General features: G+C 69.8%; 26 protein-coding genes. 14 read left to right on the top strand and 12 right to left on the bottom strand.

Annotated elements, in window-relative coordinates; translation table 11 throughout:
* Positions 1-25: 25 nt before the first annotated feature.
* A complete protein-coding gene (locus ABTX78_RS28945; RefSeq protein ID WP_502993998.1) occupies positions 26-484 on the bottom strand; it encodes a hypothetical protein in 459 nt (152 codons plus the stop codon).
* 375 nt (positions 485-859) lie between these two features.
* Between ABTX78_RS28945 and ABTX78_RS28940 the strand changes: the two genes are divergently transcribed.
* Positions 860-1,102: a DUF397 domain-containing protein gene (locus ABTX78_RS28940; protein WP_352209766.1), complete on the top strand. Its 243-nt coding sequence runs from the start codon at positions 860-862 to the stop codon at positions 1,100-1,102.
* A 114-nt stretch (positions 1,103-1,216) separates the two neighbouring features.
* Here the strand turns inward: ABTX78_RS28940 and ABTX78_RS28935 are convergent, their stop codons facing one another.
* The gene (locus tag ABTX78_RS28935; RefSeq protein ID WP_352209721.1) at positions 1,217-1,723 is read right to left on the bottom strand and encodes an ATP-binding protein; all 507 of its coding nucleotides are present in this window, start codon (positions 1,721-1,723) and stop codon (positions 1,217-1,219) included.
* 307 nt (positions 1,724-2,030) lie between these two features.
* Here ABTX78_RS28935 and ABTX78_RS28930 point away from each other — a divergent pair, with 307 nt between their 5' ends.
* From ABTX78_RS28930 to ABTX78_RS28920, 3 genes are all read left to right on the top strand, one after another.
* The gene (locus ABTX78_RS28930; protein WP_352209720.1) at positions 2,031-2,930 is read left to right on the top strand and encodes a Sco1979 family transcriptional regulator; all 900 of its coding nucleotides are present in this window, start codon (positions 2,031-2,033) and stop codon (positions 2,928-2,930) included.
* 58 nt (positions 2,931-2,988) lie between these two features.
* A complete protein-coding gene (locus ABTX78_RS28925; protein ID WP_352209719.1) occupies positions 2,989-4,446 on the top strand; it encodes an aldehyde dehydrogenase family protein in 1,458 nt (485 codons plus the stop codon).
* Positions 4,447-4,633: 187 nt separating this feature from the next.
* Positions 4,634-5,182, top strand: coding sequence for a DinB family protein (locus ABTX78_RS28920; RefSeq protein WP_352209718.1), 549 nt, complete (start codon positions 4,634-4,636; stop codon positions 5,180-5,182).
* 241 nt (positions 5,183-5,423) lie between these two features.
* Here the strand turns inward: ABTX78_RS28920 and ABTX78_RS28915 are convergent, their stop codons facing one another.
* Positions 5,424-6,125 carry a bleomycin resistance protein gene (locus ABTX78_RS28915; protein WP_352209717.1) on the bottom strand — a complete coding sequence of 234 codons (702 nt, stop codon included), beginning with the start codon at positions 6,123-6,125 and terminating at the stop codon, positions 5,424-5,426.
* 44 nt (positions 6,126-6,169) lie between these two features.
* On the opposite strand from ABTX78_RS28915, the gene ABTX78_RS28910 reads away from it, so the two are divergent.
* From ABTX78_RS28910 to ABTX78_RS28900, 3 genes are all read left to right on the top strand, one after another.
* Entirely contained in the window at positions 6,170-6,811 is a 642-nt protein-coding gene (locus ABTX78_RS28910; RefSeq protein ID WP_352209716.1) for a PadR family transcriptional regulator, read from the top strand.
* Positions 6,812-6,928: 117 nt separating this feature from the next.
* Complete coding sequence (locus tag ABTX78_RS28905) at positions 6,929-7,858, top strand: ATP-binding cassette domain-containing protein (RefSeq protein WP_352209715.1); 930 nt, start codon at positions 6,929-6,931, stop codon at positions 7,856-7,858.
* Positions 7,855-8,628 carry an ABC transporter permease gene (locus ABTX78_RS28900; RefSeq protein WP_352209714.1) on the top strand — a complete coding sequence of 258 codons (774 nt, stop codon included), beginning with the start codon at positions 7,855-7,857 and terminating at the stop codon, positions 8,626-8,628. The genes ABTX78_RS28905 and ABTX78_RS28900 overlap by 4 nt, the downstream gene beginning before the upstream one ends.
* A gap of 11 nt (positions 8,629-8,639) precedes the next feature.
* On the opposite strand, the gene gad is transcribed toward ABTX78_RS28900, so the two are convergent.
* Positions 8,640-10,061 carry a glutamate decarboxylase gene (gad, locus tag ABTX78_RS28895; protein WP_352209713.1) on the bottom strand — a complete coding sequence of 474 codons (1,422 nt, stop codon included), beginning with the start codon at positions 10,059-10,061 and terminating at the stop codon, positions 8,640-8,642.
* 233 nt (positions 10,062-10,294) lie between these two features.
* Complete coding sequence (locus ABTX78_RS28890) at positions 10,295-10,660, bottom strand: YbjQ family protein (protein ID WP_340474482.1); 366 nt, start codon at positions 10,658-10,660, stop codon at positions 10,295-10,297.
* Between the two features lie 179 nt (positions 10,661-10,839).
* On the opposite strand from ABTX78_RS28890, the gene ABTX78_RS28885 reads away from it, so the two are divergent.
* A complete protein-coding gene (locus ABTX78_RS28885) occupies positions 10,840-11,529 on the top strand; it encodes a DedA family protein (RefSeq protein ID WP_352209712.1) in 690 nt (229 codons plus the stop codon).
* A gap of 193 nt (positions 11,530-11,722) precedes the next feature.
* On the opposite strand, the gene ABTX78_RS28880 is transcribed toward ABTX78_RS28885, so the two are convergent.
* Positions 11,723-13,378, bottom strand: coding sequence for a threonine/serine exporter family protein (locus tag ABTX78_RS28880; protein ID WP_352209711.1), 1,656 nt, complete (start codon positions 13,376-13,378; stop codon positions 11,723-11,725).
* Positions 13,379-13,522: 144 nt separating this feature from the next.
* The gene (locus ABTX78_RS28875) at positions 13,523-14,017 is read right to left on the bottom strand and encodes an inorganic diphosphatase (RefSeq protein WP_108151010.1); all 495 of its coding nucleotides are present in this window, start codon (positions 14,015-14,017) and stop codon (positions 13,523-13,525) included.
* An 86-nt stretch (positions 14,018-14,103) separates the two neighbouring features.
* Here ABTX78_RS28875 and dacB point away from each other — a divergent pair, with 86 nt between their 5' ends.
* The 6 genes from dacB to folE all read left to right on the top strand — a co-directional run bounded on the left by dacB (position 14,104) and on the right by folE (position 21,518).
* Positions 14,104-15,507, top strand: a complete 1,404-nt coding sequence (gene dacB / locus ABTX78_RS28870) for a D-alanyl-D-alanine carboxypeptidase/D-alanyl-D-alanine endopeptidase (RefSeq protein ID WP_352209710.1) — start codon at positions 14,104-14,106, stop codon at positions 15,505-15,507.
* A 67-nt stretch (positions 15,508-15,574) separates the two neighbouring features.
* On the top strand, positions 15,575-16,702 hold the full coding sequence (locus ABTX78_RS28865) for an Rv3626c family coenzyme F420 biosynthesis-associated protein (protein ID WP_352209709.1): 1,128 nt from the start codon (positions 15,575-15,577) through the stop codon (positions 16,700-16,702).
* A gap of 174 nt (positions 16,703-16,876) precedes the next feature.
* Positions 16,877-17,968 (top strand): tRNA lysidine(34) synthetase TilS, encoded by a 1,092-nt coding sequence (gene tilS / locus ABTX78_RS28860; protein WP_352209708.1) that lies wholly within the window; start codon positions 16,877-16,879, stop codon positions 17,966-17,968.
* Between the two features lie 74 nt (positions 17,969-18,042).
* A complete protein-coding gene (gene hpt, locus ABTX78_RS28855) occupies positions 18,043-18,597 on the top strand; it encodes a hypoxanthine phosphoribosyltransferase (protein ID WP_313944958.1) in 555 nt (184 codons plus the stop codon).
* Between the two features lie 187 nt (positions 18,598-18,784).
* Positions 18,785-20,803: an ATP-dependent zinc metalloprotease FtsH gene (gene ftsH / locus ABTX78_RS28850; protein ID WP_352209707.1), complete on the top strand. Its 2,019-nt coding sequence runs from the start codon at positions 18,785-18,787 to the stop codon at positions 20,801-20,803.
* A gap of 109 nt (positions 20,804-20,912) precedes the next feature.
* Positions 20,913-21,518, top strand: coding sequence for a GTP cyclohydrolase I FolE (gene folE / locus ABTX78_RS28845; RefSeq protein ID WP_352209765.1), 606 nt, complete (start codon positions 20,913-20,915; stop codon positions 21,516-21,518).
* Between the two features lie 225 nt (positions 21,519-21,743).
* Here the strand turns inward: folE and ABTX78_RS28840 are convergent, their stop codons facing one another.
* From ABTX78_RS28840 to folP, 5 genes are all read right to left on the bottom strand, one after another.
* A complete protein-coding gene (locus ABTX78_RS28840; protein ID WP_352209706.1) occupies positions 21,744-22,220 on the bottom strand; it encodes a DUF3180 domain-containing protein in 477 nt (158 codons plus the stop codon).
* Between the two features lie 76 nt (positions 22,221-22,296).
* Positions 22,297-22,911, bottom strand: a complete 615-nt coding sequence (folK, locus tag ABTX78_RS28835) for a 2-amino-4-hydroxy-6-hydroxymethyldihydropteridine diphosphokinase (RefSeq protein ID WP_352209705.1) — start codon at positions 22,909-22,911, stop codon at positions 22,297-22,299.
* Complete coding sequence (folB, locus tag ABTX78_RS28830) at positions 22,908-23,267, bottom strand: dihydroneopterin aldolase (protein WP_352209704.1); 360 nt, start codon at positions 23,265-23,267, stop codon at positions 22,908-22,910. The genes folK and folB overlap by 4 nt, the downstream gene beginning before the upstream one ends.
* Positions 23,268-23,463: 196 nt before the next feature.
* Entirely contained in the window at positions 23,464-23,910 is a 447-nt protein-coding gene (locus ABTX78_RS28825; RefSeq protein ID WP_313944953.1) for a nuclear transport factor 2 family protein, read from the bottom strand.
* Entirely contained in the window at positions 23,907-24,749 is an 843-nt protein-coding gene (gene folP, locus ABTX78_RS28820; RefSeq protein ID WP_352209703.1) for a dihydropteroate synthase, read from the bottom strand. The genes ABTX78_RS28825 and folP overlap by 4 nt, the downstream gene beginning before the upstream one ends.
* Positions 24,750-24,764: the final 15 nt, after the last annotated feature.

The following is a 24,764-nucleotide window of genomic DNA, read 5'->3' as shown; positions in this document are numbered from 1 at the left end:
CGGCCCGTCACGGTGACGCGGGGAATCAGGAAGTCGGGATCCCCGTCGGGAGCGTGCTGGGCAGCCCCTCGGGCAGCTTGCCGCTCGCGGACTTGGTGAGCGTGTCCTTTTTGCCGGCGTCCCAGGCGATGACGAGGGTCTTGCCGTCGTTGGACTCGATCGATCCCATCGTCCGGTCGGTGTTGCCGTCAGAGCACTTGAGCGACAGCATCGGCTCGCCGCCCATGTCCGCCAGGTCGCCGGTGCAGGCGCGTCCGTCCGCGACCAGGACGGCCTTCTTGCCGGTGACGGCGAGGTCGACGGACTTGCCGTCGGTCTTGCCCGTCCACGCGCCCTCGATGTCACCGCTCGGCTTGTCGCCGCCGCTCGACGGTGTGGGCGCGCCGGACGACGTCTTCCCGCCCGAGTCGGCGCTGTCGTCGCTGCCGCATCCGGTCAGTACGAGAGCTGCTGCGGCGACGAGGCCTGCGGCGGCCATCGACATGCGTACACGCTGGTGCACGTGACTTCCCCCTTGTCGGTTGCAGGACCGCGCCACGCTACCAGGGACAACTGCCGTGCTCCCGGCGGCAATCCGGCGGCCGCGGCGGGGCTGACTCCCGCGTCACCGGGCGCGTGACGCACACCTCATGAGACTGGCGGCGGTTCGCCGGAGCCGGAAGGGCGCGGATTGCGTCTCTTCCTAGTACGCGAGGTGCACGAGGTCCTCGGCCGCGGGGAGGACGTCCCCGGAGCTGTAACCGAAGCGCCACCCCGCGTGCACGTGCATCTGCCCGTGCGGGTGCTCATGCAAGTGCATATGAACAGAGCTATGATCCGGGACAGTTGACACATGCACCTTGTACCCCGGGAGCGACACGTGCACCACGCGTACAACGGCATGGCGGCCACGGAGCTCCGCGGGGTCGTCTGGCAGAAGAGCAGGCACAGCAACTCACAGGGTTCCTGTGTCGAGTTCGCCAAGCTGCCCGGGGGAGATGTGGCGATGCGCAACTCACGGCATCCCGACGGACCCGCGCTCGTCTATACGCCCGCGGAGATAGAAGCGTTGCTTCTCGGCGTGAAGGACGGCGAGTTCGACCACCTGATCGCACCCGCCTAGGCCGGGACGCCCCAGCGTGTAGGCCGCGAGCGGACGGCCCGGTGAGTCAGAGCCAAGAGGGGCCGGCCCGCCCCCCGATGCGGGTCCGCCCCCGGTCTCGCGGGTCCGCTCGTGTCACCCCAGCCGGAACAGCGCCCACACGACCTTGCCGTGCAGGGATCCGGCGAGCGGGTGCCAGCCCCAGCTGTCGCTGAAGGAGTCCACCAGAAAGAGGCCGCGGCCGGACTCGGCCGCGCCGCAGGGGTCGGGGAACGAGGCATCGTCGCCGGCGCACGCGCCGGGACCCTCGTGGCTCGGGTCGCGCACCGCGCACACCAGCCGACTCGCCCAGCGCATCAAGTGCAGCCGTACCGGGGGGCCCTGGACCTCGCGCGGTGTCTCGTCGGGCAGGGCGTGCCGCAGGGCGTTGGTGACGAGTTCGGAGACGACCAGCGCGACATCGTCGAAACGGTCCGTCAGCTCCCACTGTCCGAGTGTCGTTCTCGTGAACTGACGTGCCCCGCGCACCGCTTCGTAGCGGGCGGGGAGGGAGCACGAGGCGCTGTTGGAGACTGCCGCGGGATCGAAAGGGGGAAGCCCCTGCCGTAACGGCTCGAGCATGGTCGATCCATTCGTCCCCATGCGAGGCACTCCCGGGAATCGCGGCTGTGACGCTTCAACACGAACGAGCACGCAGGTGCGCGAGGACCATGGTTCCGAATGCGTACGGCAGATGCAAGGGCAGATGCACGTGCACGCGCCGGACCTGTCCGACCCCGTGCCGTTTCTTGACCATATCTTCCACGGATCTCTCCCACGGCCTTCCCAAGGGCTTCCCATTTCCGTAATCGAATGAGTACGGGCTGAAGCGTTTTGGTGGCAGAATCCGGCACTTGGGGTTCGGGGGTGCTCCACGCTGTAGGGGACGGAACGCGATGAACGGCGATGGATGGGGAGGGTTGGAGTCGTGACCGCAGGCGAGTCGTGGGCCGAAGGGCCAGGTGGCGGTTCCGTTGTGCGGCGCATCCTGTTGGGCTCGCAGCTGAGGAGGCTGCGCGAATCGCGCGGCATCACCCGCGAAGCAGCCGGCTACTCGATCCGCGCATCGGAGTCAAAGATCAGCCGCATGGAGTTGGGACGTGTGAGCTTCAAGGCGAGGGACGTCGAGGACCTGCTCACGCTCTACGGAGTCGCCGACGAATCCGAGCGCGGACCCCTGCTCGGCCTCGCGAAAGAGGCCAACGTCGCCGGGTGGTGGCACAGTTACGGCGACGTGCTGCCCGGCTGGTTCCAGACATATGTGGGACTGGAGGGCGCGGCCTCGCACATCCGGATCTACGAGGTCCAGTTCGTCCACGGCCTGCTGCAGACCGAGGCGTACGCCCACGCCGTCGTCGCCCGGGGCATGCCGAACGCACCGCGGGCGGAGATCGACCGGCGGGTGGCCCTGCGCCTGGAGCGCCAGAAGGTGCTCGTCTCGGAGCGCGCCCCGCATCTGCACGCGGTGCTCGACGAGGCCGCACTGCGCCGGCCGTACGGCGACCGGGAGATCATGCGGGGTCAGTTGAGGCATCTGATCGAGGTCTCCGAGAACCCGAACGTCACCCTTCAGGTGATGCCGTTCAGCTTCGGCGGGCACGCGGGCGAGAGCGGTGCGTTCACCCTGCTGCGGTTCCCGGAGTCGGACCTCTCGGACATCGTCTATCTGGAGCAGCTGACCAGCGCCCTGTATCTCGACAAGCGCGAGGAAGTCGCCCAGTACGGGCGGGTCATGAAGCGTCTGCAGGAGGAGAGCCCGGATTCGGCCGAGAGCCGGGACGTCCTGCGTGGTCTACTCCAACTGATCTGAAACGACAGTACGATGACGTGACGTCAGGCATCTGCTTCTGCGATGGGAATCGGATCACATGTCCTTCTTCACCGAGCTGGCCCACCAGTACATCGATGGCGAGTGGAGGCCTGGCACCGGCTCCTGGGACATCATCGACTTCAATCCGTACGACGGTGAGAAGCTCGCCTCCATCCCCGTCGCCACAGCTGTCGAGGTCGACCAGGCCTACCGTGCGGCCGAGCGTGCGCAGGTGGCGTGGGGCGAGACCAACCCCTACGCCCGGCGGACGGTGTTCGAGAAGGCGCTGCGCGTCATCGAGGACCGTGAGCAGGAGATCACCGAGGCGATCATCGCCGAGCTGGGCGGCACCCATGTCAAGGCGGCGTTCGAACTCCACCTCGCCAAGGAGTTCCTGCGCGAGGCCATGCAGCTGGCGCTCCGGCCCGAGGGCCGCATCCTCCCCTCGCCGGTCGACGGCAAGGAGAACCGCGTCTACCGCCTCCCGGTCGGTGTCGTCGGTGTGATCAGCCCCTTCAATTTCCCCTTCCTGCTGTCGATCAAGTCGGTCGCCCCCGCGCTCGCGCTCGGCAACGCGGTGGTCCTCAAGCCCCACCAGAACACGCCGATTTGCGGTGGCTCGCTGGTGGGCAAGCTCTTCGAGGACGCGGGTCTGCCGGCCGGCGTGCTGAACGTCGTCATCACTGACATAGCCGAGATCGGTGACGCGCTCCTGGAGCACCCGGTGCCGAAAGCCATCTCCTTCACCGGTTCCGACAAGGTGGGGCGTCATGTCGCCACTGTCTGCGCGGCCAGTTTCAAGCGGGCGATCCTCGAACTCGGCGGCAACAGCGCGCTGATCGTGCTCGACGACGCGGACATCGACTACGCGGTCGACGCGGCGGTCTTCAGCCGGTACGTGCACCAGGGCCAGGTCTGCATGGCCGCCAACCGGGTGCTGGTGGACCGCTCGGTGGAGAAGGAGTTCACCGAGAAGTTCGTCGCCAAGGTGCGCACGCTCAAGGTCGGCGACCCGTCGGACCCGGCGACGCACATCGGTCCGCTGATCAACTCCCAGCAGGCCGACGCGGTGACGGCGCTCGTCGACCACACGGTCGAGGCCGGTGCGACCGCCCTGCTGCACGGTGGCGCCGTGGGCAATCTGGTCTCGCCGTCCGTGCTCACCGGCATCGCGACCGACTCGCCGATCCTGGGCCAGGAGATCTTCGGGCCGGTGGCGCTGATCGTGCCGTTCGACGGGGAGGACGAGGCCGTCAGGATCGCCAACGACACCCCGTACGGCCTGTCCGGCGCCGTGCACACCGCGGACATCGAGCGGGGTGTGCGGATCGCCAAGCGCATCGAGACCGGCATGATCCACATCAACGACGGAACCGTGCACGACGAGCCGATCGTGCCCTTCGGCGGCGAGAAGCACTCCGGCAGCGGACGCCTGAACGGCGAGTCGATGATCGAGGCGTTCACCACCCAGAAGTGGATCTCGGTACAGCACGGGCGCTCGCGCTTCCCGTTCTAGGCGGGTACAGGGCCGGGCGCGGGTCGCGTACCCCCGCCCGGGTGACCGGTACTGAACTCTTCTCCTTACTCTGCTCACCGCGGGCCCTTGAGGACAGAACCTGTCCGCAAGGGTCCGTAGTGTCGTGGTGTCGGAAGGAGGCGGGAGGTATCGCCCTCTCCTCGCAGCAGCCGGAAAGGCGGACACCATGGTCACTCACGTTCCCGCAGAGGCCCGTGGAGACGAGCGCGGTGCGCTCCTCTCCTTCGTCGAGGCCCAGCGCGGCGCGATCCGCCGGTCGGTCCTCGGGCTGACGGAGGAGCAGGCCGCCAGCCGCCCGACCGCCAGCGAGCTCACGCTCTCCGGACTGCTCAAGCACGCCGCCGAGATGGAGCTGAACTGGCTGCGCATGGCGCAGGAACGCCCGAACGAGAAGGCGCGCACCGAGGAGACGTGGGGCGACAGTTTCCGCCTGGTCGACGGCGAGACGATCCCGCAGACGCTGGCCTTCTGGGAGTCGGTCGCCGAAGAGACCGAGGAGTTCATCCGCTCGGTCCCCAGCCTGGACGACACCTTCCCGCTGCCCGAGGCTCCCTGGTTCCCCGCCGACGGAAGGGTCTCGATGCGCTGGCTGCTGGTGCACCTGGTGGAGGAGATCGGCCGGCACGCGGGTCACGCGGACATCATCCGCGAATCGCTGGACGGCAAGGGCGCGTTCGACCTGGTGGCGCTGGAAAGCGGCCAGAGCTGGGGCTGAGCCCGCACGCGGGCGGAGGCGGGCCGGAGCCGCGGCCGGGACGGTGCGGCCCGTGCGGCTGCGCGCGAGCGTCACCGTCAGGTCCGCGGCTCAGCCGGGGCCCGGACAGTCAGGCCCGTGCGGCTGCGCGCGAGCCTCAAGGCCAGGTCCGCGGCTCAGCCGGGGCCCGGACAGTCAGGCCCGCGCGGCTCCGCGCGAGCCTCAAGGCCAGGCCCGGCGGCTTCGCGCGAGCCTCGAGCGATCAGTCCCGCAGCTCCGCCAGCCGCTCCAGGCTGTCACGCGCCGACGCGCTCTCCTCGTCGGTGAGCCGGACTGCCGCCGCCCGCTCCAGCAGTGACCGCGCCGCCTCCTCGTCCCCGAGCCGCAGGGCGATGTCGCCGCGCAGGACGAGCAGCCGCAACAGCTGTACGGGGGTGGGCCGTTCGTCGTCCAGCCCGAGCACCCGGTCGATGATCTTCGCCGCTCCCGGCAGGTCCTCCTTGGAGTCGGCGAACAGATCCGCCATGTGCAGGGCCCGGGCGAACGTCTCCTTGGGGGCCGGCCGGTGGCTCTGGTCCTCGTCGGTCTTCTGGCCGATCCGGATGGAGTTGCCGCCGGGGTCGGTCATCAGGAACTGCCGTACCCCGTACGACATGTTCTTGAGCGGTCCGATGCGCGGCAGCCCGCGCAGCGGGATCCTTCCGTACGCCGCTTTGAGGCCGGCGCGGAACGCCGTGTGCAGTGTGTCGACGTCGTCGGTGAGGATGTAGCAGCCGGAGTAGGACTCCTTCGGGTCGTACGCCTTCATGCCGAAGAACTGCAGCTCGACGGGCCCACGCTCGACGACCGCGTAGGCGTAAGGGCTCTTCTGAAGGAAAGTCGTCTCGAAACCCAGGGCGGTGTAGAAGTCGACCACCGGCTGGATCGTCCGGCACGGGAGGAGCGGGATGGTCTTCTCGGTCATGCCACGTAGTCTAGTCAAAGTTGAATAGAAGGGAGTCCCGGCTGATGTCAGCGATCCGTCTGCTGGTCCTCGGTGCGGTACGTCAGCACGGGCGGGCGCACGGCTACCAGGTCCGCAACGACCTGGAGTACTGGGGCGCGCACGAGTGGTCCAACGCCAAGCCCGGCTCGATCTATCACGCGCTCAAGCAGATGGCGAAGCAAGGGCTGCTGCACGCCCATGAGATCGCGCCGTCCACGGCCGGCGGTCCGCCGCGCACCGAGTACGAGATCACCGAGAAGGGCACCGAGGAGTTCCTCCGGCTGCTGCGGGAGTCCCTGACCTCCTACGACCAGAAGATGGACGTCCTGTCGGCCGCGGTCGGCTTCATCGTCGACCTGGAGCGTGCGGAGGCCGTGGCCCTCCTGGAGGAGCGGGTGCGCGGCATGGAGGAGTGGCGCTCGGCGGTGACCGAGTACTACACCCCGGAGGAAGGACCCGAGTCGCTCGGTCACATCGGCGAGATCATGAACCTCTGGGTCGCCTCGGCCGACTTCGGCGCCGAGTGGACGCGCGGTCTGATCCGGCGGATCGAGGCGGGTGCGTACACCTTCGCCGGTGAGGGCGAGCCGTTCGTCGCGGTGCTCGCCGAGGGCGAGGAGAACCCGTATGCGACGGGTGAGGCGCACGAGGGCGATCTGGGCTGACGGTCTCGGGCCGCGGGAATTCGTCGGTTAATCAAGTTTGACCAATCGCGCATCCGGGGATACCGTCCTCCTCGTAGTCAAGTTTGACTACTGGCGTCGAGGTGCTGGAGGAGACGCATGACGGACGCGATCGTCGTCGAGGGCGCGCGCAAGCGGTACGGGGAGAAGAAGGCACTGGACGGACTGGACCTGACGGTGGCCGGCGGCACGGTGCACGGCGTGCTGGGGCCCAACGGCGCGGGCAAGACCACCGCCGTGCGCATCATGGCGACCCTGCTGCGCCACGACGGGGGCACGGTGCGGGTCGCGGGGCATGACGTGCGGACCGATGCGGCGGCCGTCCGGCGGCGGATCGGACTGCTCGGGCAGCACGCCGCGGTCGACGAGGAACTCGGTGGCCGGCAGAACCTGGAGATGTTCGGGCGGCTGCATCATCTGGGCGCGCGCCGGGCGGGCGTGCGGGCCGACGAACTGCTGGAGCGGTTCGGGCTCGCCGACACCGGTCGCAAGGCGGTCAAGCAGTACAGCGGCGGTATGCGCCGGCGGCTCGACCTGGCTGCCTCGCTGATCACGGACCCGCAGGTGCTGTTCCTCGACGAGCCGACGACAGGGCTCGACCCCCGCGGCCGGGCCGAGGTGTGGAGCGCGGTCCGCTCGCTGGTCGGCGGCGGCACGACCGTTCTGCTGACCACGCAGTATCTGGAGGAAGCCGACCAACTGGCCGACCGGATCTCGGTCATCGACGCCGGACGGGTCGTCGCCGACGGCACCGCCGACCAGCTCAAGGCCAAGCTCGGCGGCGACCGCATCGACGTGGTCCTGCACGACGCCGCCGACCTGGCACGGGTCGCCGCGCTGCTGCCCGGAGAGACCACCGTGGACGAGGACCGGCGGCTGATCAGCGCTCCCGTCAGCGACCGGATGGCCGCACTGACCGAGACCGTACGGGCGCTGGAGGTGGCCGGGATCGAGGCGGAGGACGTCGCACTGCGCCGGCCCACCCTCGACGAGGTCTTTCTGCATCTCACGAAGGAGGCCGCGGCATGAGCGCCTATGCCCTCACCGACTCCTGGACCATGACCCGGCGCGAACTCGCGCACTGGGCGCGGCAACCGGTGCAGGTCGTCGTCGGCCTGGTCTTCCCGGTGATGCTCCTGCTGATGTTCGGCTATCTCATCGGCGGCGGACGCGGCGTCGAGGGCGCCTACGTCAACTACCTCGTCCCCGGCATGCTCGCGCTGACCATGGCCTTCGGCCTCGAGTCGACGATGCTCGCGGTCACGCAGGACCTCAACAAGGGTGTCATCGACCGGTTCCGCTCGATGCCGATGGCCGACTCGGCGGTGCTGGTCGGCCGCAGCGCGGCGGACATGCTCCAGTCGGCGCTCAGCCTGCTGGTGATGACCGGTGTCGGATACGCGATCGGCTGGCGCTGGCACGGCTCGTTCATCGCGTTCCTCGGGGCGCTCGGACTGCTCCTGCTGCTGCGCTTCGCGATGCTGTGGATCGGCATCCATCTGGCGATGGTCGCCGGGAAGCCCGAGATGGTGCAGGCCGTGCAGATCCTGGTGTGGCCGGTCGGCTTCCTCTCCAACGCGTTCGCGGCACCGGAGTCGATGCCGGCCTGGCTGGGCGCGGTGGTCCAGTGGAACCCCATGTCCGCGACGGCCACCGCCGTACGCGAGCTGTCCGGCATCCCGGTCGACGGCGGCTGGGCGGCCGACCACGCCCAACTCCTCGCCGTGCTGTGGCCGGTGCTGCTGGTCGGCCTCTTCTTCCCGCTGGCCGTGCGGAGGTTCCGCCGGCTCAGCCACTGACCCCGAAGACCCTAATGATGGAAGGCTGTCGCCGCCGTCGTGTCACTGCCCATGGGACGCGACTGGCGGCGCAGTTCGGGCAGCAGGTCGTGGACGGACTCCATCAGCAGTGCGCCGAGGTCCGACGAGAAGCCGTTGCGGCAGACGATGCGCAGGACGGACAGGTCCTCGCGGTTCTTCGGGAAGGCGTACGCGGGCACCAGCCAGCCGCGCTCGCGCAGTCGGCGGGACACGTCGAAGACGTCGAAGTTCTTCACGTCCGGCGCGGTCGTGAAGGCGAACACCGGCAGCTCGTCACCGCGGGTCAGGAGCCGGAAGTCGTCGATGGCCTCGAACTGCTTCGCCAGCAGGCGCGCCACGTCCCGGCTCGTCTGCTGCACTTCCCGGTAGCCCTCCCGTCCGAGTCTGAGGAAGGTGTAGTACTGCGCCACGACCTGGGCCCCGGGCCGGGAGAAGTTGAGCGCGAAGGTCGGCATGTCGCCGCCCAGGTAGTTGACCCGGAAGACCAGCTCCTCGGGCAGGAGTTCCGGCGAGCGCCACAGCGCCCAGCCCACGCCCGGGTAGACGAGCCCGTACTTGTGTCCCGAGGTGTTGATCGAGGCCACCCGCGGTAGCCGGAAGTCCCACACCAGGTCTTCGTCGATGAACGGTGCCACCATCGCGCCGGACGCGCCGTCGACATGGACCGGCACGTCCAGGCCCGTGCGCTCCTGCAGCGCGTCCAGGGCGGCGCAGACCTCGGCGACCGGCTCGTAGGACCCGTCGAAGGTCGAGCCGAGGACCGCCACCACACCGATGGTGTTCTCGTCGCACAGATCGGCGGCGGCCTGCGGGTCGAGATGGAAACGCTCGCCCTCCATCGGCACCAGCCGCGGTTCGATCTCCCAGAAGTTGCAGAACTTGTCCCAGCAGACCTGGACGTTGATGCCCATCACCAGGTTGGGACGCGCGCCCGGATAACGATCGGCGTTCCGCTTCATCCAGCGGCGCTTGAGGGCCATGCCCGCGAGCATGCAGGCCTCGCTGGACCCGGTCGTCGAGCAGCCCACGGTGTCGGCGGGATCCGGCGCGTTCCACAGATCCGCGAGCATGGCCACACAGCGCCGCTCCAACTCGGCCGTCCGCGGGTACTCGTCCTTGTCGATCATGTTCTTGTCCCGGCACTCGCTCATCAGCACACCGGCCTGCGGTTCCATCCAGGTGGTGACGAAGGTGGCGAGGTTGAGCCGGGAGTTGCCGTCGAGCATGAGCTCGTCGTGGACCAGGCGGTAGGCCGTCATGGAGGGGACGGGCGCGTCCGGCAGCCGGTGTGTGGGCGGAGCCACCGTCATGCCACTGACCGGGTCGGCCGCCCCGTAGAACGGGTTCAGCGAGAGCCTGCGGTGCTCCTCGCCCTCCTCGGAGGACTCGTCCGCACCCTTGTGGAGTGCCATGCGCTCGCCGCCCTTCGTGTCCCGCGCCCAGTGCGCTCGGCTTTCAGGCTCATACGGCCGAGGTGCTCACGCAACGTGAGGCGGCGAGTCGGGACGCGTGACGGCGGCTCCGGACCGGCGGTCGCTCCGGCCCGGCGGTGAGGGAACCCGCGCTTCCGGACCTGCGGTGAGGGACCCCGCGCTCCCGGACCCGGCGGTCGTGCCCGGGCCCGGACGTCCCCTGGCGTCGCGCGTCAGAGACGCGCGATGACCGCGGCCGTGCCGTATGCGCAGACCTCGGTGCCCACGTCCGCCGCCTCCGAGACGTCGAAGCGGAACATCAGCACGGCGTTGGCGCCCCGTGCCCGCGCCTGCTCGGTCAGTCGCTCCATCGCCTGGTTGCGGGTCTCGACGAGGGTCTTGGTGAGGCCCTTCAGCTCACCGCCGATCATCGACTTGAGGCCGGCGCCGATCTGGCTGCCGAGGTGACGCGAACGCACGGTGAGGCCGAAGACCTCTCCGATGATCTCCTGCACCTGGTACCCGGGTACGTCGTTCGTGGTGACGACGATGACGTCCGCGTGCGGGCCCTGGCCGCCGCCGTAGTCCTCGATGCCCATCTTGTCCACCTTTCGTGAGCCTGTGACGGGAGCTATGACGCACAGCTTTGTCCCAGCCGGGGGACAGTGCATCCTGAGCGCACCGGCGGAACGCGGAACGTGCCCGATGCGTTGATAGTTTTGGTCGGGCGACATGCCGATAGCCGATCGACGACTACCTACTCAGGAGCCCGGACCTCGTGACTACCCTTGCGCTCGGACCGAGCTGGCTGGACCCGGACTATCTGATCGGGACCTTCGGCCTCATCGGCGTCCTGGTCATCGTCTTCGCCGAGTCCGGCCTGCTCATCGGCTTCTTCCTGCCGGGTGACTCGCTGCTGTTCACCACCGGTCTGCTGGTGACGACGAACAAGCTCGACTATCCGCTGTGGCTGGTCTGTCTGCTGATCGTGCTGGCGGCCATCATCGGTGACCAGGTGGGCTATCTCTTCGGCCGCAAGGTCGGGCCCTCGCTCTTCAAGCGCCCGGACTCCCGGCTCTTCAAGCAGGAGAACGTGGAGAAGGCGCACGACTTCTTCGAGAAGTACGGCCCCAAGTCGCTGGTTCTCGCGCGCTTCGTGCCCATCGTGCGGACGTTCACGCCGATCATCGCCGGTGTGAGCCGGATGAACTACCGCTCGTTCATCACCTTCAACATCATCGGCGGCACCCTGTGGGGTGCGGGCGTGACGCTGCTCGGTGCCGCGCTGGGCAAGGTCGAGTTCGTGCACCAGCACATCGAGACGATCCTGATCCTCATCGTGCTCGTCTCGGTGCTGCCGATCGCGATCGAGTTCCTGCGGGCCCGCTCGAAGAACAAGAAGGCCGCGGTCTCCGCGCCCGACTCGGACGTCCCGCCGGCCCGCGGCGGCCGCCACGCCAAGCGCTGAGCACCGAACGCGCGGCCGGCCGACAGGGCCGGCCGCGCCGAGTTGTCGTGCAGGCCGGCCACCCACGCCGTACGGATCGGCCGCGCGGAGTTGTCGGGGCCGGCCACCTCGTGTCGTACGGACCGGCCGCGCGGAGTTGTCGTGCAGGGCGGCCACCTCGTGTCGTACGGACCCGCCCCCCACGTCGTACGGGCTAGAAGCCGCGTGTCCGCTTGGCCGCGCGGCGCTCCGACGGTGCTGTGCCACCCGGCAGCCGGAAGAACAGCCGGGAGAGCTCGCCTCCGAGGTTCACCCCGATCGCGATGGCAAGCGCCAGCGCCGCCGCCTTGGACAGCGAGGCGAGGCCCGCGTTCAGATCGCCCCGCGCGATCTCCAGCAGCCCGAAGTACGTCGCGCTACCCGGCAGCAGTGGCCCGATCGCGGCGGTGACGTACGGCAGCGCGGAGGCGAAGCGGTAGCGCGACAGCACCTGCCCGAACAGACCCACCAGCCCGGCCGCGGCGGCCGTGGCGGCGACCGGCGGGACGTTCGCGGTGTCCGCGAGCGCGCCGTAGACGACCCAGGCGACACCGCCGTTGAGCGTCACCAGGAGCACGGTGTCCCGCTCCTGCTGGAGCATCACGGCGAAGCACAACGACAGTGCCATCGCCGCCAGCGTCTGGATCACCGGCCGCTCCACGCTGTGGATGGCCGTCTCCGGGTTGAGCCCCGCATCCAGCGCCAGCCCGAGGTAGAGCACGCTGAGCACCCCGACGACGATGCCGACGACGAGGTAGCCGACCTCGAGGAGGCGGGCGGCCGCGGTGATGTAGAAGCCGGTCAGGCCGTCCTGGACGCCGGCGACCAGCGCCCGCCCGGGGATCAGGGCGAACAGGCCACCGGTGATCACCGCCGACGCCCGGACCTCCAGCGGTGACAGAGTCAGCGCGACCCCCATCGCGGCCGGGGGCATGGCCGCCGCCACGAACTGGTAGAACTCCGGCAGCCCGCGGCCCGCACACAGCCACGCCAGCCGGTCGCCCAGCATGGCGCTGATCGCCGCCGCCAGGAACACCAGCACATCGCCGCCGACCAGCACGGATGCCGATCCGGCCAGCAGTCCGCCGGACAGCGTCAGCGCCCAGCCGGGAAAGGGGTGCCGGTTCCTGCGGATCTCCGCGAGCGTCCGGTACGCCTCCTCCAGGGAGACCTCGGTCTCCTCCGAGCTGATGTCGTGGATCAGCCGGTAGACGGCCGCGAGACGGGTGTAGTCGGTGCCCCGCCGGCGTACGGTCCGATTCGCCGTCACCGGGTCGTCGACCAGCGAGGGCTGATACGTGATCGACAGCAGCGTGAAGGTGACCGTGGGCTCGCAGCGGTCGAGACCGTACGAACGCGAGATGGCGAACATCGCCGCCTCGACGTCCTCGGCGCCCTCGCCGCCCGCCAGCAGCAGCTCGCCGATACGCAGCGTCAGGTCGAGCACCCTCGGCACGGCCGGGCCTGCGTCGTCCTGCTTCTGGACCGTGTCCGGGACCGGGCGCTCGCCCACCGGGATCTTGAGCATGGCCCGCATGCGGTCCTGCCACGGGACGTCCTTGGTCAGCCTGACCATCGGGATGCCCTGCGCGGGCGTGAAGGCGGGCGGTGAGTGGCGGGCGCTGTAGGTGCGCGGCGGTGCGAAAGCGGAACCTTCCGGCTCGACCGGAGCGTCCGGCGCGAACCCCGCCGGAACCGCGAATTCCGATGTGGTGGTCGGATCCTCGTCGGCCGTATCGGTCCGGCCCACTCCCGTGGGTGGGGCAAAAGCGCTGCGCGCCTCGTCGGACTGAGGCTTCCGGTCTTCCGGACCCTCCGGCTCCGCCACCACGTGCTGCCCTCATTCCCTCTTGTTCCGGCTTGTCACCCAGTATGTGCATGGACCCCCGGGCACACGCACGGCGGGCGGGACACCCTGAGGTGTCCCGCCCGCCGTCTAGTGACCGCTGTCGGCGGCGTTATGCGCGCCGGATGATCAGTGCGCGCCGCCCTGCGCCTCGAGGCGCTTGTAGGAGGCCTCGATCTCGGCCTCCGCCTCGGTGCGGCCGACCCAGTTCGCGCCCTCGACGGACTTGCCGGGCTCCAGGTCCTTGTAGACCTCGAAGAAGTGCTGGATCTCCAGGCGGTCGAACTCGGAGACGTGGTGGATGTCGCGCAGGTGCTCCACGCGCGGGTCGGAGGCCGGGACGCACAGCAGCTTGTCGTCGCCGCCCGCCTCGTCGGTCATCCGGAACATGCCGATCGCGCGGCACTTGATGAGACAGCCGGGGAAGGTCGGCTCGTCGAGGATGACCAGCGCGTCCAGCGGGTCACCGTCCTCGCCGAGGGTGTTCTCCACGAACCCGTAGTCGGCCGGGTAGCTGGTCGAGGTGAAGAGTCGACGGTCAAGGCGGATACGACCGGTCTCGTGGTCCACCTCGTACTTGTTCCTCGAACCCTTCGGGATCTCGATGGTGACGTCGAACTCCACGGGTGGCTCCTCCATGATCAACACATAGGTCTGGTGGTTAAGTGTCCCTCACGCACGTGTGTGATCGCGAAAGGGGCTGGTGCGAGGTGCCAGTGGTCAGGACATGGCAGCTCACCGCGGGCGCGGCCGTGGCCGGGCTCGCCCTGGCTGCCGGGGCGGTGGCCGCGGCCGGCCCCTGGGACTCCGGTCAGCGTAAGGCCGAGAGGGAGTGGGCCGCCGCCCGGAGCCAGGGTGGTGGCGTACATCACCCCAGGCCGGTGCCGGGGCGCCCGCAGCCCGCGCCCAGCGCACCGGGGGTCCTCGCGGCGCTCGGCATCCCGGTGACGGCTCCCGCGACTCCGCCTGCGGCCGCTCCGGCCGATCTCGCCGGGGAGCTCCTCCCGCTCCTCGGCGACCCCGGCCTCGGCACGGTGCAGACGGCTTCCGTCGTCGACCTCGCCACCGGCCGCGCGCTGTACGGGAAGGGGGCAGCCACCCCGATGACCCCGGCCTCCACGATCAAGATCGCCACCTCGGTCGCCGCCCTCAGCGCGCTCGGCCCCGACCACCGCATCCCCACCACGGTCACCGCGTCCAAGGACGGGAAGGTGCTCACCCTGGTCGGCGGCGGGGACGCCGGCCTGGACCGGGCCCGCATGGGCGCGCTCGCCGAGCGCACGGCGCGCGTGCTGAAGGCGCGCGGTACCACCGCGGTGCGCCTCGCCTACGACGTCTCGCTCTACAAGGGCCCGGTGCGCCACCCCATCGGCAAGAACGGCAACCTCGCCCCGGTCACCCCGCTGATGCTCCACGAGGGCCGGATCGACGAGCGGAGCACGAAGGACTCCGGACGCTTCGACAACCCCGCGCGCGAGGCGGCACGCGTCTTCGCGCAGTTGCTGAAGGACCGCGGCCTCACGGTCGCGGCCGACCCCGCGCCCGGCCGCCCCGCGGTGGGTTCGAAGCCCGTCGCCAAGGTGCTCTCGGATCCCCTCTCCGCCCTCGTCGAGCGGCTGTTGACCGAAAGCAACAACGACCTCGCGGAGGCCGTCGCCCGTCAGACCGCCCTGGCCACCGGCCGCCCGGCGAGCTTCGCGGGCGCCGAGCAGGCCGTGACCGCGCAACTCAAGAAGCTGAAGGTGCCGTTGGCGGGCGCCCGCTTCGCCGACGGCAGCGGGCTGAATCGCGCCGACCGGCTCTCCGCGGGGCAGCTCACCGCCCTGCTGGCCCTCGCGGCCGACCCGGACCGTCCCGGACTGCGGCCGGTTCTCACGGGCCTTCCCGTCGCCGGCTTCACCGGAACCCTGTCGGGCCGCTACGGCGCCACCTCACCGGGCACCGGCCTCGTCCGCGCCAAGACAGGCACCCTGAGCCAGGTGAACTCCCTGGCGGGAACGGTCGTCGCCCCGGACGGACGACTGCTCGCCTTCGCCTTCATGGCGGGCGGCACACCCAGCCGGGAATTCGCCCAACCCGCCCTGGACCGGCTCGCGGCGGCACTCGCCACGTGAGGCCCGTGGCCGACCGGCCCCTCCCGACACCTCACCGTCCCGCGGGCCCACCACGTACGGTTGACGCATGACGAGCATCGGTGGTGCCGAGATGGTCGACTGGAACCTCGCCGTGGCGACCGCGATCCGCTTCGTGCGGCCCGGGCCCGAAGTGACCCGGGAGGAGGCGCGGGCCGTCGTCGCCGAGCTGCGGCGGCATGCCAAGGCCTCGGAAGAGCATGTGCGCGGCTTCACGCAAATGATCCCCGAAAGCCATCAGCCCGAGGACACCCCGGTCCTGGTCGTTGACCGGGCCGGCTGGGTGCGGGCGAACGTCGCGGGCTTCCGCGAACTGCTCAAGCCCCTGCTGGAGAAGATGCAGGAGCGCCGCCCCGGCGGCCCCGGCGGCGCGGTCCTGGGCGCGGTCGGCGGCAAGGTCACCGGCGTCGAGCTCGGCATGCTGCTCTCCTTCCTGGCCTCCCGGGTCCTCGGTCAGTACGAGACCTTCGCCCCCGCCACCCGTGAGCTGCCCGCCGGCTCCAACGGCGGCGGACGCCTCCTGCTGGTCGCGCCGAACATCGTTCATGTGGAGCGTGAGCTCGAGGTCGATCCGCACGACTTCCGGCTCTGGGTCTGTCTCCACGAGGAGACCCACCGCACGCAGTTCACCGGCGTGCCGTGGTTGCGCGACCACCTCGAGGGCGAGATCCAGTCATTTCTCGGGGAGACCGAGGTCGACCCGATGACCGTCCTGGAGCGTCTGCGGGAGGCGGCCCAGTCGCTGGCCGGCGGCCGTCCCGAGGGCGAGGAGGACGAGGGCCGCTCCCTCGTGGAACTGGTGCAGACCCCGGCCCAGCGGGAGATCCTCGGACGGCTGACCGCCGTGATGTCCCTGCTGGAGGGGCATGCCGATTTCGTGATGGACGGCGTGGGTCCCGACGTCGTGCCCTCCGTGGCGGAGATCCGGGAGAAGTTCCAGCAGCGCAGGGCGCGTGGCGCGAGCCGGCTGGACCAGGCGCTGCGCAAGCTCCTCGGACTCGACGCCAAGCTGCGCCAGTACCGCGACGGAGAGCGTTTCGTCCGGGCTGTCGTGGAAGAGGTCGGTATGGAAGGGTTCAATCGGGTCTGGACATCCCCGAACACCCTCCCGACCAAGGCGGAGATCGCCAAACCGGCGGACTGGGTCGCGCGGGTGCACCGTAAAGCAGAGTCCTGAACCGGAGGCAGCCGCACGCCCTGGTAATCACCCATCCGAGGGACCGTGGGCCGTTGGCAGGCGTGCAATGCTCGGAGAACGGCTCGGTTCTGTCACCATCGACGCACTCTGAGTGACTGAACCTCAATCCGACTCCGACCGAGGCACCCCCCAATTCCACGAAGGGCACCGGACATGGGTCCCCATCCTGCGGTCGCGGCGATACGCCTGGCGGTCCGCCGCGTACTCCACGACGTACTCACCGAGCTCACCGAGACAAACGAACACGCAGCCCGGCTCGAGCGCACCCTGAGCCATGCGGCCGCCGCACCCTCCGGGTCCCACCTGCCCGGCCGGTCCGCCATGCCCGCCCACGAGCCGCTTGTGCTCGTGGCCTGCTCCGGCGGCGCCGACTCCATGGCGCTCGCCTCCGCGCTCGCCTTCGAGGCACGCAAGCTCTCCGTCCGGGCCGGCGGCATCACCGTCGACCACGGCCTCCAGGACGGCTCCGACCTCCGCGCGGCCGAAGTCGCCGCACGCCTCGGCTCGCTGGGTCTCGATCCCGTCGAGTCGATCACCGTCCGCGTCGGCCGCGAAGGCGGACCCGAGGCCGCGGCCCGCGACGCGCGGTACGCGGCGCTGGACGACGCGGCCGAACGCCACGGCGCCGTCGCCGTGCTCCTCGGCCACACCCGTGACGACCAAGCCGAAACCGTCCTGCTGGGGCTGGCACGCGGCTCCGGGACCCGCTCGCTGTCCGGGATGGCGGCCGTCTCGGGGGCGGCCGGGCGTTACCGCAGACCCTTCCTCCAGCTCGACCGGCAGACCGCCCGCAAGGCCTGCATGGTCCAGTCGCTGCCCGTCTGGGACGACCCGCACAACGCCGACCCGGCCTACACCCGCTCCCGGCTGCGCCACGAGGGCCTGCCCGCCCTGGAGAAGGCGCTCGGCAAGGGCGTCGTCGAGGCCCTGGCCCGTACCGCGCAGCTCTCCCGCGACGACGCCGACGCCCTCGACACCTGGGCCGCCGACGCGGAGGCCTCCGTCCGTGACGACTCGGGCCGGCTGGAGTGCGCCAAGCTCTACGCCCTGCCGCCCGCCGTACGCCGCCGTGTGCTGCGCCGCGCCGTGATCGAGGCCGGTGCGCCGGCCGGTTCGCTGTTCGCCCGTCACGTCGAAGAGGTCGACCGGCTGATCACCGGCTGGCGCGGCCAGGGGGCCATCAATCTGCCGGGCCGCGTCGAGGCGCGACGGCAGGGTGGCAGACTGGTCATTCGGCAAGGCTGACGCAGCGGCGCAAGCACCACGGCTGTGTCACCCCGGGGGCGACCCCGGGACCCCGGCAGACAGAAAGCGACCGCGTGAACGAGAAGGACTTGGGCACCGACCTTCAGTCGGTGCTCATCACCAAGGAAGAGATCGACGCGAAGCTGGCGGAGCTGGCCGCGAAGATCGACGCGGAGTACGCGGGCAAGGATCTGCTCCTCGTCGGTGTGCTCAAGGGCGCCGTCATGGTGATGGCGGACCTGGCGCGCGCGCTGTCCACGCCCGTCACCATGGACTGGATGGCGGTGTCGTCCTACGGCGCGGGCACCCAGTCGTCGGGTGTCGTCCGGATCCTCAAGGACCTGGACACCGACATCAAGGGCAAGCACGTCCTGATCGTCGAGGACATCATCGACTCCGGCCTCACGCTCTCGTGGCTGCTCTCGAACCTCGGATCGCGCGAGCCGGCCTCCCTCGAGGTCTGCACGCTGCTGCGTAAGCCGGATGCCGCAAAGGTCGCGATCGACGTGAAGTGGATCGGCTTCGACATCCCGAACGAGTTCGTCGTCGGGTACGGGCTGGACTACGCGGAGAAGTACCGCAACGTGCCGTTCGTGGGCACGCTCGCACCGCACGTCTACGGCGGCTGACGCCACCGGGAACCCTTACCCCCCTCCCGCCGTTGGAGCATGGGAGGGCGGGTTCGTCAGCCGTACCGTGCGGTCACGGTGACGATGCTGGGGTACCGTCCGAAGAACAGTTAGCTTTAAATACAGAGCAGTCTCACAGCAGCATTTACTACGGGCAGGAGGGACGGGGCGAATTCGCTCCGTATGGATGGACGTGAAGCGATACTTCCGTGGGCCGGTCATGTGGATCGTGCTGGCCGTCCTCGCCGTGGTCGTGTTGATGCAGGTCGTCGGCTCGTCCGGCGGCTACAAGACGGTGGACACCGGCGAGGTCGTCCAGGCGATCGACAAGAACCAGGTCGACCAGGTCAAGCTGACCACTGGCGACGAACAGATCATCAAGGTCGATCTGAAGGACGGCCAAAAGGTCAAGGACAGCGACAAGATCCAGGCGAGCTACATCGGCACCCAGGGTGCCGATCTGGCGAAGACGCTGCAGACGAAGTTCGAGGCGGGTGACATCGAGAAGGGTTACACCGTCTCGCCGTCGAAGCAGAGCCCGTTCGTCTCGGTGCTGCTCTCCCTGCTGCCCTTCGTCCTCATCGTCGTGGTCTTCCTGTTCCTGATGAATCAGATGCAGGGCGGCGGCTCCCGAGTCATGAACTTCGGGAAGTCCAAGGCCAAGCTGATCACCAAGGACACTCCGAAGACGACCTTCGCCGATGTGGCGGGGTCCGACGAAGCCGTCGAGGAACTCCACGAGATCAAGGAGTTCCTGCAGGAGCCGGCCAAGTTCCAGGCCGTCGGCGCCAAGATCCCGAAGGGTGTGCTGCTCTACGGCCCGCCCGGTACGGGCAAGACGCTGCTCGCTCGCGCTGTCGCGGGCGAGGCGGGCGTCCCGTTCTACTCGATCTCCGGTTCCGACTTCGTCGAGATGTTCGTCGGTGTCGGTGCCTCCCGAGTCCGTGACCTCTTCGAGCAGGCCAAGGCGAACGCTCCGGCGATCGTCTTCGTCGACGAGATCGACGCCGTCGGCCGGCACCGCGGTGCGGGTCTCGGCGGTGGCCACGACGAGCGCGAGCAGACGCTCAACCAGCTGCTCGTCGAGATGGACGGCTTCGACGTGAAGGGTGGCGTCATCCTGATCGCCGCCACCAACCGGCCGGACATCCTCGACCCGGCGCTGCTGCGTCCGGGCCGGTTCGACCGGCAGATCGCGGTCGACCGTCCCGACATGCAGGGCCGTCTGGAGATCCTCAAGGTCCACCAGAAGGGCAAGCCGGTCGCCCCGGACGTCGACCTGGGTGCTGTCGCCCGTCGTACGCCGGGCTTCACCGGCGCGGACCTGTCGAACGTGCTGAACGAAGCGGCGCTCCTCACGGCGCGCAGCAACAAGAAGCTCGTCGACAACCACGCGCTGGACGAGGCGATCGACCGTGTGGTCGCGGGCCCGCAGAAGCGGACCCGGATCATGTCGGACAAGGAGAAGAAGATCACCGCGTACCACGAGGGCGGACACGCCCTGGTCGCGGCGGCCTCACCGAACTCCGACCCCGTCCACAAGATCACCATCCTGTCCCGCGGCAGAGCCCTGGGTTACACGATGGTCCTGCCGGACGAGGACAAGTACTCGACCACGCGCAACGAAATGCTCGACCAGCTGGCATACATGCTGGGCGGGCGCGCGGCCGAGGAGCTCGTCTTCCACGACCCGACCACGGGCGCGGCGAACGACATCGAGAAGGCCACGGCCACGGCTCGCGCCATGGTCACGCAGTACGGCATGACCGAGCGTCTCGGCGCGATCAAGTTCGGTGGCGACAACTCCGAGCCCTTCCTGGGCCGTGAGATGGGTCACCAGCGCGACTACTCGGAAGAGGTCGCGGCCCTGGTCGACGAAGAGGTCAAGAAGCTCATCGAGACCGCCCACAACGAAGCGTGGGAGATCCTCGTCGAGAATCGTGACGTCCTCGACAACCTGGTGCTCCAGCTGCTGGAGAAGGAGACCCTCGGCAAGGAGCAGATCGCCGAGATCTTCGCCCCGATCGTGAGGCGCCCGGCCCGCCCGGCGTGGACGGGTTCCACCCGCCGCACGCCGTCCACGCGGCCGCCGGTGCTCTCGCCGAAGGAGCTGGCGTTGACCAACGGCGCGGTCGGTGCCAACGGCGCCGTCCCGGCGGACTCCTCCTCCGTGGAGGCGGTCCCGGAGGAGCGCCCGGAGAGTTGACCCGCCGGGGGTTACCAAGCCCGGAATGGATGCCGCGTCCACCAGGATTTAGCCTGGAGGGCGCGGCATTCGTATGACCGCAGGCCAGAGCAAGAGGAACGAGGCACAGATGACCGATCCGGTGACGCTGGACGGCGAGGGCTCGATCGGCGAATTCGACGAGAAGCGCGCTGAGAACGCCGTACGCGAACTGCTCATCGCGGTCGGTGAGGACCCGGACCGCGAGGGCCTGCGGGAGACGCCGACCCGGGTGGCGCGGGCGTACCGGGAGATATTCGCGGGACTGTGGCAGCAGCCCGAGGACGTGCTGACGACGACGTTCGACCTCGGTCACGACGAGATGGTCCTGGTGAAGGACATCGAGGTGATGAGCTCCTGCGAGCACCATCTGGTGCCCTTTGTCGGGGTCGCGCACGTGGGCTACATCCCGTCCGTCGAAGGGAAGATCACCGGCCTGTCGAAGATCGCCCGCCTCGTGGACGTCTTCGCCCGCCGGCCGCAGGTGCAGGAGCGGCTGACGACACAGATCGCCGACTCGCTGATGGAGATCCTGGAGCCGCGCGGTGTGATCGTGGTCGTCGAATGCGAGCACATGTGCATGACGATGCGCGGGGTCCGGAAGCCGGGCGCGAAGACGATCACGTCCGCGGTGCGGGGGCAGCTGCGCCATCCGGCGACGCGCAACGAGGCGATGAGTCTGATCATGGCGCGCTGACCGCGCCACAGCGGCGGCTCGGGCCGGCTTCTGGCCGTGTCGCAGCGTCCCGTCCGGTTCGCGACGCCCGCACGGGCCCGGTGTCCTCGGGGACGGAAGGCGGCCCCATGCCGCGTTGCCGCCGCCAGACCGGGCCGTTCCGCTACGCGGGCGCACCGGCGCCCGGCGATCGCACGCACTGGAGGCCGTGAACCCCGTCCTTCGGGCGGGGTTAACCGGCAGGTCCTACGCGGGGGCCGGGCCCTCGTCGTCGTCCTCGGGCAGCTTGCAGACCCGCTCCAGGAAGAACGCCGCCGCGATCACCGCGATGCCCGCGACGACCGAGAAGCCGGCGTAGACCGCCTGGTCGCGGCGCGCCGGGATGTCCAGCGAGCCCAGCAGGAACACTCCCGTACCGCCGTACATCCCGCTCACCAGCGCCGCCACCAGCGCGCTCGCCTGGCCGAACACCACCGCACGGGCCGCCATCAGCGGCTCGACGCCCTTCGCGCCGGGGCGGCGCTCGCGCTGGGCGCGCAGGCGGGCCCGCAGGGAGAGGGCGGTCGCGGTCAGGACGACCGCGATCACCGCCAGCACGATGGGTGCGGCCAGCGGGACGCTCGGCAGGGTGCCGAACGACTCCCACAGGCGGGCGGCGCCCCAGGACAGCACTCCGGCCGCGGCGAAGAGACCGGCCAGTACACCGAGCCGTAGTTGCTTCACCGAGTGAGCCGCCCTTCCGTCCTGCCGCATCGCGCCTGTCGCATCACACCGTGCATTGTTCCGCAGAGCCTAACGACTACTCGGGCAGACGGAGTTCCAGGTCGGCGCGGGGAAGCACACCGTCCTGGCCGATACCGTCCAGCAGCTCCGCGACCGGCCCGCGGCCGGGCAGCTGTGCCCCCGGCTCCACGTCGTGCCACGGCACGAGGACGAACGCGCGCTGATGCGCCCGCGGGTGCGGCAGCGTGAGCACCGGGTCGTCGGAGACGACGTCCGCGTACGCCACGATGTCGACGTCGATCGTCCGCGGGCCCCAGCGCTCCTCCCGTACCCGGTCGAAGGCCTCCTCGATGGCCTGACCGCGCTCCAGCAGTGAGGACGGCGGGAGGGTGGTCTTCACGAGGATCACCGCGTTGAAGTACGAGGGCTGCGAGCCGGGGTCCACACCCCACGGCTCCGTCTCGTACACCGGGGACACGGCCTTGACCCGCAGCCCCGGGGTGTCCTCCAGGGCGTCGATCGCGCCCTGGAGCGTCTCCAGCCTGTTCCCCAGGTTGGACCCGATGGAGATCACGGCACGTTTGGGGTTGGACAGGGTGACGTCCGCCGCGTCGACCTGCTCCACGACGGAGGCGGGCACCGGCTGCACGGTCGGGTCGCTCTGCGTCCCGTGCGGGAAGAACGCGGTCATACTCGGCTCCGGGTGATCGTGATGGTCACGTCGTCGAACGGCACGGTGATCGGGGCGTCCGGCTTGTGCACGACGACCTCGACCTCCTCGACACCGTCGTGCTTGAGGCACTGCCGGGCGATGCGCTCCGCCAGTGTCTCGATCAGGTCGACCGGCTCGCCCTCGACGACCGCGACGACCTCCTCCGCCACCACGCCGTAGTGCACGGTCTTCGCCAGGTCGTCGGCCTCCGCCGCGGGCCGGGTGTCGAGGCCGAGCACCAGGTCCACGATGAAGGTCTGGCCCTCCTCCCGTTCCCGGGGGAAGACGCCATGGTGCCCGCGGGCCTTGAGGCCGCGCAGCGCGACACGATCCACGCGAATCACTCCTGCTTCCTGTACTTGGCGGGATGCGGGCACCGGCGCCGCGTGCGGGCGGGCCGGGTGCCCATGCGAATCTACCTGCGGCCACCGGCCCCGCTCGCCCATGGGGCCACGCGGAGCTGCGGAGGCCGGGCGGCCCGCTCCTGGCCGGAACGTCCGCTTCCCCGCCTCCAACGGTGCGCTTACCCCGTTACGAGGGGGACTCCTCGTCCTCCGCGTCATCGCTTTCCGTCAGGACGGGTGATCCGTGATGTGACCAGATCCTCCATCCCTCGTCTGTGCGACGGAACACATTCGTGGCGACCACGAGCTGCCCGACGAGAGGACCGAGCTCGCCGCCGTCCTCGGCCGGGCCGCCGCTGAGGATGTTCTCCGTACATGTGACGAGGGCGGTGTCGCCGGCCAGGTTGACCTTGACGTCGGTCAGGAAGAACTGGATGTACTCGGTGTTCGCCATGATCAGGGCGTACGAGCGCAGTACCTCGCCGCGGCCCGACAGGACCGGCCAGCCGGGGTGGATGCAGGAGATCTCGTCGTCCAGCCAGAGGCCGGAGAGCTTCTCGAAGTCGCCGCGCTCCATGGTCTCGTAGAACGTCGTGTTGGCCTCTTCGACCAGCTCGATGTCGGTACGGCTCACCGGGCGGCCCCGACGGCGCGCGCGACGCGGACGGCGTCGGCCGTGGCCCGCACTTCGTGGACGCGCACGGCCCAGGCGCCCTCGTAGGCGGCGATCGCGGAGATCGCGGCGGTGGCGGCGTCCCGTTCCCGCGCGGGTGGCGGGGCGTCGCCGTCCTGGGCGAGGACCCGGCCGAGGAAGCGTTTGCGGGACGCGGCGACGAGCAGCGGACGGCCGAGTGCGCGCAGTTCGCCGAGGTGGGCGACGAGGGCGAGGTCGTGCTCGGCCTGTTTGGCGAAGCCGAGGCCCGGGTCGATGACGATCTGCCCGGGGGCGACACCGCCGGCCACGACGGCGTCCATACGCTCCCTCAGCTCCGTGACGACCTCGGCGACCACGTCGGCGTAGACGGCGCGGCTGTTCATGTCCTCGCTGAAGCCGCGCCAGTGCATGACCACGAAGGGCACACCGGCGGCGGCGACGGCCGGCACCATCGCGGGGTCGGCGAGGCCGCCGCTGACGTCGTTGACGAGTACGGCTCCCGCGGCGACGGCCTGCTCGGCGACGACGGCGCGCATGGTGTCGACGGAGACGGTGACCCCTTCGGCGGCAAGGCCCCGGACGACGGGGATGACGCGGCGCAGCTCCTCGTCCTCGTCGACCCGGCTGGCGCCGGGCCGGGTGGACTCACCGCCGACGTCGACGAGGTCGGCGCCCGCGGTGACGAGGTCGAGGCCGCGTTTGACGGCGGCGGTCGTGTCGAACCAGCGGCCGCCGTCGGAGAAGGAGTCGGGCGTCACATTCACGACCCCCATGACGGCACAGCGATCCCACTCCGGCAGCCCGCGCAACGTACTCATACGCCCAGCCTAGGG

It is taken from the genome of Streptomyces sp. NPDC096193, assembly GCF_040302905.1.
GTDB lineage: Bacteria > Actinomycetota > Actinomycetes > Streptomycetales > Streptomycetaceae > Streptomyces.
This window is presented reverse-complemented; position numbering and strand designations above follow the sequence as displayed.